We start from the raw sequence: 13510 nt of genomic DNA, 5'->3' as shown, positions 1-13510 counted from the left end.
GCGATCGACTGCCGAAGCATAGTGTACGCTCGACTGCGACACCACGCGCGAGCCGCCGCGCAGTTATCAAAATGCCAGCCGCATGCCGCCGACGATGTTTCGCGGAGCACCCGCGAAGACCGATCCCGTGGTGGTCGCCAGCACGGCGGCGCCGTTCTGGAGTCCGGTCGTGCCGCTGATGCTGTTGGCGAGGTTCTGCGCGGAGGCGACGTAGGTCGTGTCGAACAGGTTGCGCACCTCGACGTACAGGCTCAGCCGCTTCGCGTAGCCGCCCGTCAGCTCCGTGGCGTAGTGCAGGTTGGCGTTGACCACCGCGTAGCCCGGCGCCTTCAGCAGGTTGGCGTTGTCGAGGTAGAAATCGCCCTGGACGACCGTCTCCACGAAGGCGCCGAGACCCGCGAGCGGGCCGCTCGGCACGTCGTAGCCGAGGCGGGCGAGGATCTGGTGGGCCGGAACCCCGGGGATCCGGTTCCCGGCCCGGTCGAAGGACCGGCTCAGGCTGCCGGCGCTGAGCTGCTCGGCGTAGCGGGTGTAGATCTGGTCGTCGAACGTGTAGGCCAGCGTTCCGCGCCAGCCGGGCGCGAAGGCCCAGTCGGCGCCGACCTCGATGCCGCGATGCTCCGAGGCCGGCGCGTTGAACGTGTAGGCGAGGAGGCCGGCCCCCGGCGATTGCGAGACCAGCTCGTTGCGGAAGAACTCGTAGAACCCGGTCACGCTCAGGCGGAGATCGGTCACCGGGCTCCACTCGGCGCCGAGATCGAAGCCGAGGTTCTCCTGCGTCCGGAGCTGCGTGTTGTTGCCGGGCAGCCCGGCCGGGATGATGAACAGGTTGCTGGCGGCCGGCGTGGTGTAGCCGGTGGCGACCCGGCCGCGCAGCGCCCAGGCCGCGTCCGGCCGGTAGACCAGGGCCAGTTCGGGGGCGACGTTGAGGAAGGACCGGTTCGCGTCCGCCACCGTCCGCGTCGTGCCGCTCGCCGCGTACGCGTAGGCGACGTTGCGCCCGGTGATCGCCGTGGTCTCGGCGCTCAGGCCGAGGATGCCGGTCCACTGGTCCAACAGCCCCAGCTCCAGCCGCGCCCGGCCGCCGAGATTGGACTGCACCGCCGTCTGATCGCCGATCAGCGCCCCCAGGCGCGGGCCGACGTAGGGGGCCCGGTTGAAGGTGGTGATGTGGTTGTCGATCGTGTTGTAGGCGAGCGCGACGTAGCCCGTCGCCGGCAGGCCGAACACGTCGCCCTGCCGGGTCAGGTCGGTCAGGAAGTTCCAGGACGGGTAGGAGCCCCGCGACGCGGTCGTGTAGAACGGCTGGTCGAAGTTGCGCTCGTCGAAGCCGAGCTGCGTGCGCCACGTGGTGAACGCGTCGAGGTCGTGCTCCCAGCGGACGGCCACGATGGTCCGGCGGTCGTTGCGCCCGAAGCTGCCCTCGTCGGCCGTCACCGGCACGGTCGCGCCGAACGCCCCGTTCCGGAACAGGTTGAAGGTGGTGCAGCCCGGAGCCGCGTTCGCGGCCGCGGCGCAGCCGCGCTGGTACGGGTTGATCCGGTACTGGGCCAGGGACGCACGGGCGGGCAGGTTGGCGTCGAGGGTGTTGTTGATCACCTTCAGGGTGAAGCGATTGTCCGGCGTCGGGGTGTAGCTCGCGAGCAGGTTGATGGTCTGCGTGTCGTAGCTCGCGTGGTCTTGGTAGCCGTTCGCGCGGACATCGCTGGCGAACAGACTGATCTCGAACGGGCCGCTGACGCCGCCGACGGTGAAATAGTTGCTGAGGTAGCCGAAGCTGCCGGCATCCACCCCGATCTCGTAGCCGTCGATCTCCCGCCCGGTGCGTGTCCGGAACGCGATGGTGCCCCCGGTGGCGTAGTTGCCGAAGAGCGGCGATTGCGGCCCGCGGAACACGTCGATCCGGCCGTAGGCGCGGGGGTCCGTGAGGTCGAAGCGCGCCGCCCCGTCCGGCTGGGTGAGGATGAAGCCGTCCTCCAGGACGACGGTGTTCTTGATCACGCCGGTGGAGCGGGCGTTGTTGCCGCGGATCGAGATGACCACGTCGCGGCCGCCGTTCCCCTGCCGCACGGTCACGCCGGGGCTGTTCACCAGGACCGAGCCGATGCTGGTCGCCGGCCGGTTCGCGATCGTGTCATCGCGGCCGATGCCGGTGACGATCTCGCCGACCGGGTGCTCGATCACCGCGGGCGCCGAGCCCGGCGGCGCCGCCACGCCGAAGGCCGGCGCGGCGGGCCGGCCCGCAACGGGCGCGGCCTCGCCCTCCACTGAGAGTTCCTCGAGGGTGACGGCGGTCTGGCCGAGGGCGGGGAGGGGGCTTCCGGCGAGCAGGAGCGCGAGGGCGCCGCCGCGCAGGACGGGGGAGTCGGAGGTCATCGGAGGTCTCGTCTGATCGATGGGGCGAGCGGCGGCGCCGCCCGGAGGACGGGCGATCAGGCACAGCGGGGCGGCCCGCGGGGCTGGCCGATGAAGGCGGGGACCGACGCGGTCCGGACGGGGGGCGGGATCGGCCACGCCACCGCCGTCCAGCGCAGGCGGCGCGCGAGGCCGGGCGCGTGCGGGAGCAGCGGCGGGACGGCACCGGCCCGACACAGCCCGCAGAGGGCGCAGGACCCCGGTGCCGGCGCGCCCGGGCCGACCGCCGTGTCACCGGCCTGATCCGGCGCGTGCCCGCACAGGATCTGGCCGGGCAGCGCGCCCCGATCCGCCTGCGCCATCCGGAGCGCGACGGCCGGCGCGAGCGCCTGGATCCAGAGCGCGAGCGCGATCAGCACCGCGCCCGGGAGGCCCGGGCGCCCGCGTCTCAGGCGCGGAGACGTGTGCACGGGCACGGCGCCCGCCCGCACCGGCTCAGCGCGCCCACCGTCTTCGCAGTCGGCCCGCGGCGAGGTCGAGACCGACCATGGCGGCGATGGCGAGCCCGGTCAGCGGGAAGAGCGCCCCGAGCCCGAGGATGATCGCGGTCACGGTCGCAGCCACCCGCCGATCCGCCGGCCAGGGCGGCACGCCGAGGCCGCCGGCCGGGCGCCGCTTCCACCACATCGTCCCGGCGGTGACGGCGAGCAGGAATGTGGCGAGGCAGAAGCCCAGCATCGCCATCTGGTTCGCGCGGCCCCAGTGCTCGCCCTTGTGGATGCCGATCCCGTACTGGATCGCCCGGCCGACCGGTCCGAGATCGGTGAAACGGACGTCCACCAGCGGCCGGCCGGAATACTGGTCGAGGGTGATGACCCGCTGCCGCGTGACGTCGCGCGGGTAGATCGCGGCGGCGTAGACGCCGTCCGCGCCGACGGGCAGCGCCAGCTCGAAGCCGGGGGGCATCCCCAGATGTCGAAGGATCGCCACGGCGTCGTCGATCCCGACGCTCGCGGCCGCGGCCGGCACGGAGCGCGGCACCGGCGCGTCCTGCAGGGTCCACCCGGCATCCTCCAGCCGGTCGCGCAGCGGCACCGTCGAGACCGGCCGATTCGCCCAGAGCGCGGCCGGTTGCCCGAGGCCGGCGGCGTTCGACCACGCGCGCAGTTCCTGCCCCCACCAGATCGACCAGGGCAGGCCCGTGAGTGCCAGGAAGAGCAGCCCGCCGCCGGCCACGAACCCGGTGACGGCGTGAAGGTCGCGCCACCACACGCGCCGGCGCGGGCCGCCGCGCACCGTGACGACGCCGCCCGCGCGGCCGCGGGGCCACCAGAGATACGCGCCGGTCAACACTAGGACGATCGCGAAACCGGCGACGATCTCGATGACGGCGTTCGCGAGGGGCCCGACCAGGGCGAGGCTGTGCAGTCCGCGGATCACCGCCATGAGCTCGCGGTCACGGTCGACGCGGTCGAGCACGTCGCCGGTATAGGGGTTTAGGTAGACGTGGATCCGGCGGTCGCCGGAAGCGAGCGTCACTCGCGCCGCGGCGTCCGGCGCGGCCGGGTCGATGTAGGTGACGGGCGCGCCGTCGGGCACGGCCTGCAGCGCGTTGAAGATCAGCCGGTCCGGGCCGATCGGCGCCGTCGCCTGCGGCGCGACCCGGGTCCGGTACGCGAACAGGCTGCCATTGATCTCGTCCTTGAACAGGTAGAGCGCGCCGGTGGCCGAGAGGCCGATCAGGAAGGGCAGGCAGAGCAGGCCGGCGTAGAAGTGCCACCGCCAGACGGCCCGATAGACGGCGTCGCGGGACAGTCGCCGCGTTGCCGCCGCCCCGTACGCGGGGGCGTCGCCGTGGAGAACAATCGACATGATGGGAGGTCCGGGCCTGAACGATCGGGAGCGGGATCGTCAGGCCTTGGGTGGACCTCGCGCGGTGCCCGTCGAGGCCGGCGGGCCGGTCGTCGGGATCTCGGATTCGGGGCGCCACGCGCGGCGCGTCTCGGCGGCGACGGGCCAGCCGGTCGCGGTCGGGTCGACGGTCGGCAGGACCAGCGCGCCGGCCTGCACGAGCGTGCAGCACGGATGAGCGTGCGCCACCGGGCCGGCGGGGTCGCCCGAGGCGTGACCGGCGCAGATCGCCGCGTCCGAATCGACCCAGGCCTGTGCCGGGGTGGCGAAGCCGAGGAAGGCTTGGAGCAGCAGCGCGTAGAGCGCGACCAAGCCGATGATCGCGCGCCCTCGAACCGTGAGAGGCTGGCACCGGCGCATGGACCGATCTAGGCGGCCGCGCCGCGGCGCGTCAACGGCCGACCGCTGTTCGGTCCGTGCCAGACCCACACCTCGCTGAGGATCATAGGAGGATGCGCCGGGCTCCGGGCAAGAAAAAACCCGCCGGATCGGAGATCGGGCGGGCCGGCGCGGTGGCTGGGGGACCTGGATTCGAACCAGGACTAGAGGAGTCAGAGTCCACCGTTCTACCGTTAAACTATCCCCCAATCAGCCGTGAGCCCTGCGCATCCGGTTTCGAAGATGGCGGGGCAGAGCCCGCAGCGCATCGAGCGGCTCCGGGCGTGGGCGGTGAGATAGGCGGAATGGTTCGGGAGGTCAACCGGTTGTTCTGCTGTTGACGCCACCTCGGCCGCGGCCGTAACCGTGAGGTCGCGGATGCTGCCAGGAAGGGTGGCCGAGTGGTTTAAGGCAGCGGTCTTGAAAACCGCCGTGGGGGCAACTCCACCGTGGGTTCGAATCCCACCCCTTCCGCCAGCAGGCCTGGATCGTGGACAAGCTTCCCGCCGTTTGGCGGTCCACCCCACCGTCTGCCCCACCAGCTGACGGGACTCGTTGGCTCAGGGACCCGCGACCGTCTCCGGACTGCGCGAGGCCGCCGAGATCACGGATCAGGCGATCACGGCATCGTCCGGGCGGGCAGCCTCGTCACGAAGAACATACCGCCGAATATCGTCGCCGCAGGCGTGCCCTGCCGGGTTATTCGCCCGATCACGGAAGGGGATCGCACCGGCTTCAGATCGGTTAAGGACCGGCAGCGGGCCGAATGGCGATGTCCGCTCCGATGCCTCTGCCCCCTGAAAGCGGACCGGGGCAGAACTACTCTGGCCAGCCATCACCTTTCGAATATCTTGCGAACTTCATGACTGGGCACGAAGCTTCGGAATGCGCCAGCTATCCGGCTGCAGTTTCCGGACCGGGATCGCGCTGGGACCGACCCTGCGCCAAGCTCCTGGCGATCCTGGATCGCTTCGCCGCGTAGGCAGGAGCGACCATCGGGTAGTCGTTCGGCAGGCCCCACTTCGCCCGGTACGTCTCCGGCGTCAAACCACAGGCGGTCAGATGCCGCTTGATCGTCTTGTACCGCTTACCATCCTCGAAGCTGATCAGTGCCTCGCGTGTGATCGACGCCCGGACCATCTTCGGTGTCGCTTTCCTGTCTCCATCCGCGGTCGACGGATCGGTGGGCTGAAGGCCGGTCAGGGCAGCGGCCGCCGTCGCGATCAGCGCCGGCATCTCCGAGGCTGCGACGCGATTGTGAGACACGTAGGCCGCCACGAGGTTCGCCGTCATTGCGCTGTAATCGAGGGAGACGTTGCATGCGTTGGCCGCATCATTATTCATTTCTCTGTCTACTCCCGCACATTTCGGTCGAAAATTGTCTATACGTCTTAGAAAGACGCGGCGCATATGAAATCTAATCCACATTAATGTAATGTATTCATAATGACTACTTTAGGTAAAGGCACTCGCGTTGATCTGGCTATCGGTGGTTGATATCCGGGCGATACAGCGCTTCGAGGCACTCGGAATCGCGTGCTTAGGACAATGCGCTTATCGTGATTCAACGCAGGGTGGCGTCGAGCGCATGACGCGCCTCACAGCAGGCCGCGTCTTGCAGGCGGCTCGACTCGTCACGAGGCCATCAGAATCGCTCACCGCGTTTCCGCCCTGACGAGTCTGGATCCCTTCCCGACGCCCGCGGCCGGTCGCATAACAGCGCTCCAGCGCCGGATTTTGTCTGCTCGGAACAGGGCCCTGTCAGCGTGACTATGCTCACGGCCAATCGCGACCCAACCCAGACGGCCGGAACGGAGCTGACGGTTCCTGAATGCGGCCTTCCACGGATCGTCGGACTCCATCGATTGAGTGCGGTCTCACATCCCGGAACGCGATTGCCGTGGGGCAAGTCTTCTGGATCTCTATAGAGACCGTCGGACCCTCGGGTGCGGGCTTCTTCCAGAGGATATCCCGGTAGCCGGGATGAAGCTGCAAGTTTTCGGCAATCGCCGATCGCCTGGCCGCGATCGCGTCACGCCTCGGACCGTTGACGGGTCAGATACGTCAACTGCCATGAGGCTTAAGAGGGCGTCGGCTGTCTTGGAGCTTACCCCGACGCTGAATGTTAAGGATCAGGCATGCGGTGCGCCATAAGGCGGCGGTGACCGCGATCAAATCTGCTACACCGATGATGATGCCAAGGCAGCCAGCCATCGAGCGTGACCTGTCTCGCGAATGCATCCTGGATACCGATATTCGCCATTAAGCATCGATTGATTGCGTTGTCGTATCTCCAGATAACGATATTCAGGTGCACACTCGTAATCTGCTCCATCATTCTATTATCGAATATTATATTGAAATCTCTGTTGCATGATCTGCATAATCAATGTATTTTAATATTATTTTAAGTAATGCAGATTACTTTGTGTCACTTAAAGAAGTATAAAGTGGTGCCTCTATGCTGCGAAACTCCAGTATCCTGATCAAGGCGTCTGTTCCGCTGCTGATCATGGCCGCAGTCGCCGCCGGCCTGGTTCATTACGCCATCGGAGAGCTCAATCTACTCGCAGGGCAAATGCGCGAGATCGTCGACACGCAGGCAGTCCGCCTCGAACGGATCTTGGCTGTTCAGGTCAACACCAACGATGCAGCGATCCAGGCGCGCAACCTCATTCTCGAAACCCGCGAGCAGGAGATGGCCGGCTATAAAGTGCGGTACGATGCGGCTGTAAAGACGTCACTCGATGCTGCGAACACCTTGATCGCGATGGCGGACACGCCCGATCGGAAGGTCACCAACGAAACTCTCCAGAGTATTCTCAAGGAGTTCTACTCTGCTCTGGATAAATCCAACGCGCTCGGCCTCAAGAATGACAATGAAGCTGCTGCTAAGGTCCTTCTGACTGACGCTTCTGCCGCGCGCACCAAGATGCGGGATTTTGTTCAAGGTCGCGTCACGCGGCTGAACGCCGAGCTGCGCCAAGCCCGCGATGACTCCGAGCAGGCCGTCACCACGGCTAAAACCGTGCTGATCGGCGCCTCCGTGGCTGGCCTCGTCAGCGCCGTCGCGCTCTCCGCGCTGATCGTGATCTTCGGCATCACCCGGCCGCTGGGCAGCCTTGTGGGCGTCCTGCAGCGGATGGCCAAGGGCGCGGTCGACGCCGAGATCCGCGAGGCCGCCCGCGGCGACGAGATCGGGGCCGTCGGCCAGGCCGTCGAGGGCATCAAGACCATGGTCGCCCGCAAGGCCGCCGAGGAGGCCGAGGTGAAACGCCGCGCCGATGAGGCCGCGGCTGCCGAGCGCAAGCGTACCATGATCGAGCTCGCCGACGGCTTCGAGCGCGCCGTCGGCGGGATCGTCGGCCTGGTCTCGTCCTCGGCCACCGAACTCCAGGCCACCGCCCAGCAGATGACCGCCACCGCCCAGGAGACCGCATCCCAGTCGACCACCGTGGCCGCCGCCGCCGAGGAGGCGTCGACCAACGTCAACACGGTGGCTGCCGCGGCCGAGGAGCTCGGCTCCTCCGTGCAGGAGATCGGCCGGCAGGTGACCGGCTCGGCCCACCTCGCCCAGGCCGCGGTCGGCGAGGCCGACCAGACCGCCCACCTCGTCCAGGCGCTCAGCCAGAACGCCGCGCGGATCGGCGACATGGTCGGGATGATCTCCGGCATCGCCGGCCAGACCAACCTGCTGGCGCTCAACGCCACCATCGAGGCGGCCCGCGCCGGCGCGGCCGGGCGGGGCTTCGCGGTCGTGGCCTCCGAGGTGAAGGCGCTGGCCGAGCAGACCGCCAAGGCGACCGAGGAGATCGCGCGCCAGATCGGCGAGGTCCAGGGGGTGACCGCGCAGGCGGTGACGGCGATCGGCGGGATCACGGGCCGCATCCAGGAGATCGACAGCGTGGCGACCTCGATCGCGGCCGCCGTCGAGGAGCAGGGCGCGGCGACCCAGGAGATCGTCCGCAACGTGGCGCAGGCCTCGGCGGGGACGCACGCGGTGACGGGCAACATCGCCGGCGTGGCGCAGGCGTCGGAGGAGACGGGCGCGGCCGCCGGTCAGGTCCTCTCGGCGGCCTCCGAGCTGTCGCGGCAATCCGAGCATCTCGGCGCCGAGGTCGCCCGCTTCCTCGCAACCGTGCGCGCCGCCTGAGGGTGGCCACGGCCGAGATCCGCGTCGTCCCGGCCCGGCCGAACGGCTCAGACCAGTCCGACCGGCTGCACGCAAATCTCGCTGCCGCGTACGCGCGGGGCGAGGATCTCGGCGCGCGCGCCGCACATCTAGGCCGGCGGCGAAAGGCTGCTCCAACTGAGCCGCGCGTTGGAGCACCCGATCAAGGATATGGATCTCTCGCTCCATGAGCTTGGGCTGCAGGATGCTGCCACGATCGAAGCCTTGCGAAGCTTCGTGAGCGCGGCAGAGGAGCTCGCCAACTCGACGCAGCGGTTTCCGCCCACTCTGTGACTGTGGCCGCCAATCGAAGCTGGACGCTGCACCGCCCCGTCGTCGCACGGAGGCCGCCTTGGGCGGGCTGTTGCTGATCTCTGATGATCCGGACCGGGCGCCTCGCACGTTCCCTCGGCCCCGCGCGGCGTTGCACCGTCCACGACCTGTATGACGACATCGCGCCGGCGGAGCTGCCGGACCTCATCGTCGGCGACGTCGCCGGGCTGACTTCGGAGCCGCTGCGCGCGACCGGCGCCCTGTTTCTGTTTCTCACCTGAGGCAACGCTGCCCGCGCCGAGGCCCAGGCCCGGCTCCTCGCTCCGACCGACATCCTCCCGGCCCTGTCCGTGCTCGAGCGGCTGCTGGATCGGATCGACCGGCTCCAGGACCGAACGGACTGGTGCCGACCCATACCGCTTTGTGGACAGCTGTCTGGCTGATCCCGAAAGCAGCCATCCGCCAGTCAGTCATCGACATCGGCTCAGAATGAATTGAGGTTCCTCAACATAGGGCACTGGAGCATCTCTGGCCCTGCACTCGGCAGGCTGCTTCCAGATCTACGATTCCCCTACGTTCCGGGCAGTAGCGCTGTAATCGTCTCGCTTCTGCGAGCTTTCGGCGCCCGGCAATCGATCGCCGGTAGCCGGGAGCCACCATCCATACCTTGGAATGCGTTCGCCCGGAGCCGAGCTCCGGGCGTGGTGTAGACGCTCAGGGTGAGGTTTACCGCAGGAGCTGGAGGACGCCCTGCTGGGCGGAGTTGGCCAGCGACAGGGCCGAGATGCCCATCGACTGGCGGGTCGACAGCGCCTGCGAGTTCGCCGCCTCCTGGTTCAGGTCGGCGTTGGTCAGGTTGGCCGAGCCCGTCTGCAGCACGTTGATCAGCTGCTTGGAGAAGTCCTGGCGGTTCTGAACCACCGACAGGTTCGAGCCCAGCGCGCTCGCCGCGGAATTCAAGGTCGCGTCGGCTTTGGTCAGGGTCGACAAGGTCTTGTTGACGTCCGCGTTCAGCAGGAAGTTGCCGAGGCCGTTCTGGCTGGTCGAGCTGTTCGAGTTGGTGATCGACGACAGGCCCAGGCCGCTGGAGGTCGCGTCGACCGAGGCGACGTTCAGGTTCGAGCTGCCGGTGTCGTTGAACTTGATGTTCATGTCATTGCCCTTGCCGGCAATGAGGTTGACGCCGTTGTAGCTGGCGTCGCTGGCGAGCTGCGTGATCTGGTTGAGCAGGTTGTTGTACTGGTTGGCCAGCGAGGCGCGCTGCGTCACGCCCGAGATCGACAGGTCGCTGGACATCACGGTGCTGGCGGCGGTGCCGTAGGTCGAGGCGGTGGTGGCCGAGGCGGTGAAGCCGAGCGCCGTCTGGCTGCCGGAGTTCTGGAATTCCACGTCCGCCTGGGCGTTCAGGACGATCTTGGTGCCGGTGCTGTCGGCCGAGAAGATCGCGCCGGCGCCGAAGGCGCCGCTCGACGCGGTCGAGGCCGAGCTGACCGCGGCGTTGAGGGCGGCGACGGTGGCGTTGATGCTCGAGGAGGCGGCGACCGTGGCCGAGACCGAGCTGCCGTTGATGGTCAGGAGCACGGTCGAGGAGGCGGTGCTGGCGCTGTAGGCGTTGGCGGCGGTGCCGGTGGTGGAGAGCTGGGTCGAGAGCGCCTGGCTGGCGATCGACTTGGCCTGGTCCACGAGCTTCTGGATCGAGGTGATGCCCTGGTTGGCGGCCTGGATCGACTGGATGCCGTTGGAGATGCCGTCGAGGAGGGAGTTCAGGCTCGAGGAGCGTCCGTCGAGGGCCTGGGAGGTGAAGAAGTTGGTCGGGTTGTCGAGGGCGGAGTTGACGGTCTTGCCGGTCGCGAGCCGGTTCTGGGTGGTCGACATCAGCTGGGCGGTGTCCTGCAGCGAGAGCAGGTTCTGACGCGTCGCGGCCGACAGGGTGATCGAAGACATGGATCGCTATCTTTCTGACTCAACGCGCCGCTTTTTCGGCGGGCTCATGGACAACGGCGCTCGAAATTGATCAAGCTCGACTCGGAAACAATGCAGAAATTAAATTACCGAAGTGAACAGAAATATAACGACGCGCGTTGCCGGCGACTATACTTTTCATGGAACTGAGACACGTCGAGTCGCCCAAGGGTTGATTCTGAAGTGACGTGCCGCGTCAGGAGAGGGCCGAGGGTTTCCACCGCCATGCGCAGCATCGAGCCCTTCTCGCGCTTGGCCCCATTGTAGCCCGCTCGTTCGCCGCTCTCGGGCGAGGAGCGCGAGGTCCGGCCGTCGAGCATGGTTGCGGTCGGCTCCGGCGCCCGACCCGCGGCGAGGTGCAGCACCGCGCGCGGATCCTCGGCCCGTTGCTCGAAGCAGCCACCTGATAGTCCGCGCTGCGCCTGCCGATACACGGCAAACCAGGGCGGCAGGTCGTGCGGCCTCAGCCGCCACAGGCAGCCGGTCCTGACGATGTGGCGCAGCGCGCTGAACACCTCCCGCAACGCATGCTCGCGCTGACCGGCATCCTCGCGCAGCAGCGTCAGTTCGTGCGCGACCGGCGCCCGTTCCTCATCGGAAACGTCGGGCAGATACGGCTCGCGGGCAGGGCTCATCCCCACCCACCCGAGCATCAGCCCCAATCAGGACCCTAACAGCCTGAGAGCGCGTCTGAAGAGCAGAATGCACAATAGCCCCGCGCGGCGGTGTCGGCGGGGCCGGAGATAATGGTCTGGAAGAACCAGACGGGTGTCGCATACCGCGGACCATATTGCTAAGGCTGATGTCTTGGGTCCAGCAGTTGCCGGCGCCGGCGGCTGAGCTATTCTCATTCTTATGCACACAGTCTTCGCTGTACTCAGTCTCGTCGCTGTCGGACCGGCCGCTGCTGCGGATGTCTACCTGTTCGATCTGCTGCGCCGACCCGACTACGAGCGCGCCTACAACGCGATGCTGAGAAGTGGTCCTTCAGTGCCGAAGTGGGTGACGGCCTATAGCCGCACGTCGAACGGACCGTCCCAACCTTCCAGAGAAGTAAAAGCGGATGGCGAAACCTACCTGCTCGCTGACGTGTGCAAGGTCCACGACTGCCTCGACCATAAACTTCAGGTGATATTCGCGCCGGGCGGGCGGCGCGCGTGGGGCCGGCTGTATGAGAACGGCCGCACCAGCTGGATAGGCAGCCCATCGCCGGCGCTCAGGAAGGCGGCCGATCGGATCGGATTCTGAGGCGGTCGCATATTCCACGTCGCGACGTCCCGATCGGCTCACCGGGCGGAGGGCCGGCTGTTCAGCCTCAGGCGCGCTCGGCCGTCTTCTGCATCAGCTCCAGGAGCCTGCGTCGATCCTCAGGATCACGGACTAAATTGAAAGCGGCCAGCAACTCCGCGCACTCAGCGTCGCTGGCGACCGGGGCCACCGGAATTGCCGCGGCGGACGCTCCCGCATCGACGGCGTTCGGTGGCCTGTAGAACGCAGAGGGCGGCACCTGCACCGCTTCCGCGATACGACTCAGGAGCCGTTCCGTTCTCTGTTGCCGAAGCGTCGAGACCCAGCATTCCTCCTCATGATGAAGGGCGCTGGGGGGCGGCGTCTTGCTGCTCATAGGCCTCCGTCTCGGCGTCCCGCACGCGCCGTGTACACTGTTATACCGTTTCAAATTCTATTTGAATGCGTGTGAAGCGCAACGGTTGTGCTAGCGCAAAGCTTGCCCTTTGTGGTTGTGTCGTGCGACAGGTCACATGGGTGTGAGCGAACAGCGAGAGCAGGTACGGCGTGCCGAAGCCCCGATCCCTTGGCGGTCAGACGTGTCCGAAGGCATTTCAGTCGGCGCTCGATGAACTCGACGTCATCGGCCAGTGGGAGTGGGACGCGGCGACGGACTGCGCGCGCTCGGACGCCTTCGTGGCGCTGCTCTTCGATGTCGACCCGCAGCAGGCGGAGGCGGGCGTTCCACTGACCCAATACGTCGAAGCCATACACCCCGAGGATCGGGTGCGGGTTCTCGATCTGATCCGGCGCAGCGCCGGCGAAGGTAGCACCTTCCTGACCGAGTACAGGGTCATCTCGGTCGACCGTCAGACCCGCTGGGTTCTGGCGCGAGGCCGCTTCACCGCTGATCATCAGGGGCGACCGGTCGGTGGTGGCGGCATCCTCGTGGACATCACCTCACTGCGGATGAGCGAGGGCACTTTCGCGGAGGGCACGCGCCGCCCCGATGAAACCGCGCTCGACCGGGCCGCCGATCGCGCCATCGCCGCACAGCAGGCGATTGTGGAGTTGCGAGATCCGGCTCTGAAAGCGCTGGCCGACGCGCTCTTGATATCGCTGGGCCGGAAGCTTGCGCAGCAAGAGGTGCAGGACCGGCGCCGGAAGATGAACTGATCGAGGGCGCTCTTGCCCCCTCACGACGCGGAAGCGCGCCCGACGTCACCAGCGTGT

11 protein-coding genes, 2 tRNA genes and 1 pseudogene are annotated in these 13510 nt (G+C 67.4%); 5 read left to right on the top strand and 9 right to left on the bottom strand.

Annotated elements, in window-relative coordinates:
* Positions 1-66: 66 nt before the first annotated feature.
* The 5 genes from C4T42_RS04010 to C4T42_RS03990 all read right to left on the bottom strand — a co-directional run bounded on the left by C4T42_RS04010 (position 67) and on the right by C4T42_RS03990 (position 4853).
* Positions 67-2376: a TonB-dependent receptor gene (locus C4T42_RS04010; RefSeq protein ID WP_103984734.1), complete on the bottom strand. Its 2310-nt coding sequence runs from the start codon at positions 2374-2376 to the stop codon at positions 67-69.
* A 56-nt stretch (positions 2377-2432) separates the two neighbouring features.
* The gene (locus C4T42_RS04005) at positions 2433-2825 is read right to left on the bottom strand and encodes a DUF2946 family protein (RefSeq protein WP_234081150.1); all 393 of its coding nucleotides are present in this window, start codon (positions 2823-2825) and stop codon (positions 2433-2435) included.
* Between the two features lie 25 nt (positions 2826-2850).
* Positions 2851-4227: a PepSY domain-containing protein gene (locus tag C4T42_RS04000; protein ID WP_020096382.1), complete on the bottom strand. Its 1377-nt coding sequence runs from the start codon at positions 4225-4227 to the stop codon at positions 2851-2853.
* 39 nt (positions 4228-4266) lie between these two features.
* Complete coding sequence (locus C4T42_RS03995) at positions 4267-4578, bottom strand: hypothetical protein (protein WP_020096383.1); 312 nt, start codon at positions 4576-4578, stop codon at positions 4267-4269.
* A 201-nt stretch (positions 4579-4779) separates the two neighbouring features.
* A tRNA-Gln gene (locus C4T42_RS03990) sits at positions 4780-4853 on the bottom strand.
* Between the two features lie 178 nt (positions 4854-5031).
* Between C4T42_RS03990 and C4T42_RS03985 the strand changes: the two genes are divergently transcribed.
* A tRNA-Ser gene (locus C4T42_RS03985) sits at positions 5032-5121 on the top strand.
* Between the two features lie 417 nt (positions 5122-5538).
* Here the strand turns inward: C4T42_RS03985 and C4T42_RS03975 are convergent.
* Positions 5539-5988 carry a MucR family transcriptional regulator gene (locus C4T42_RS03975; protein ID WP_042669594.1) on the bottom strand — a complete coding sequence of 150 codons (450 nt, stop codon included), beginning with the start codon at positions 5986-5988 and terminating at the stop codon, positions 5539-5541.
* 1117 nt (positions 5989-7105) lie between these two features.
* On the opposite strand from C4T42_RS03975, the gene C4T42_RS03970 reads away from it, so the two are divergent.
* Together C4T42_RS03970 and C4T42_RS32295 are read left to right on the top strand one after the other, a co-directional pair.
* Entirely contained in the window at positions 7106-8797 is a 1692-nt protein-coding gene (locus C4T42_RS03970) for a methyl-accepting chemotaxis protein (RefSeq protein ID WP_103984733.1), read from the top strand.
* Between the two features lie 395 nt (positions 8798-9192).
* A complete protein-coding gene (locus C4T42_RS32295; protein WP_020096387.1) occupies positions 9193-9369 on the top strand; it encodes a hypothetical protein in 177 nt (58 codons plus the stop codon).
* Positions 9370-9814: 445 nt separating this feature from the next.
* On the opposite strand, the gene C4T42_RS03955 is transcribed toward C4T42_RS32295, so the two are convergent.
* Together C4T42_RS03955 and C4T42_RS03950 are read right to left on the bottom strand one after the other, a co-directional pair.
* A complete protein-coding gene (locus C4T42_RS03955; RefSeq protein ID WP_103984732.1) occupies positions 9815-11032 on the bottom strand; it encodes a flagellin in 1218 nt (405 codons plus the stop codon).
* Between the two features lie 200 nt (positions 11033-11232).
* A pseudogene (locus tag C4T42_RS03950) lies at positions 11233-11685 on the bottom strand (IS5/IS1182 family transposase); the annotation flags it as partial.
* Between the two features lie 220 nt (positions 11686-11905).
* Here C4T42_RS03950 and C4T42_RS03945 point away from each other — a divergent pair.
* Complete coding sequence (locus C4T42_RS03945; protein WP_081636440.1) at positions 11906-12298, top strand: Ivy family c-type lysozyme inhibitor; 393 nt, start codon at positions 11906-11908, stop codon at positions 12296-12298.
* A gap of 67 nt (positions 12299-12365) precedes the next feature.
* On the opposite strand, the gene C4T42_RS03940 is transcribed toward C4T42_RS03945, so the two are convergent.
* Positions 12366-12674 (bottom strand): hypothetical protein, encoded by a 309-nt coding sequence (locus C4T42_RS03940; RefSeq protein WP_020091353.1) that lies wholly within the window; start codon positions 12672-12674, stop codon positions 12366-12368.
* A 170-nt stretch (positions 12675-12844) separates the two neighbouring features.
* On the opposite strand from C4T42_RS03940, the gene C4T42_RS03935 reads away from it, so the two are divergent.
* A complete protein-coding gene (locus C4T42_RS03935; RefSeq protein WP_020091354.1) occupies positions 12845-13453 on the top strand; it encodes a PAS domain-containing protein in 609 nt (202 codons plus the stop codon).
* Positions 13454-13510 lie beyond the last annotated feature (57 nt).

This window comes from Methylobacterium sp. 190mf (genome assembly GCF_900107945.1).
Classification (GTDB): Bacteria; Pseudomonadota; Alphaproteobacteria; order Rhizobiales; family Beijerinckiaceae; genus Methylobacterium.
Note: the sequence above shows the minus strand (reverse complement) of the source record. Positions and strands in the feature narration are given on the sequence as shown.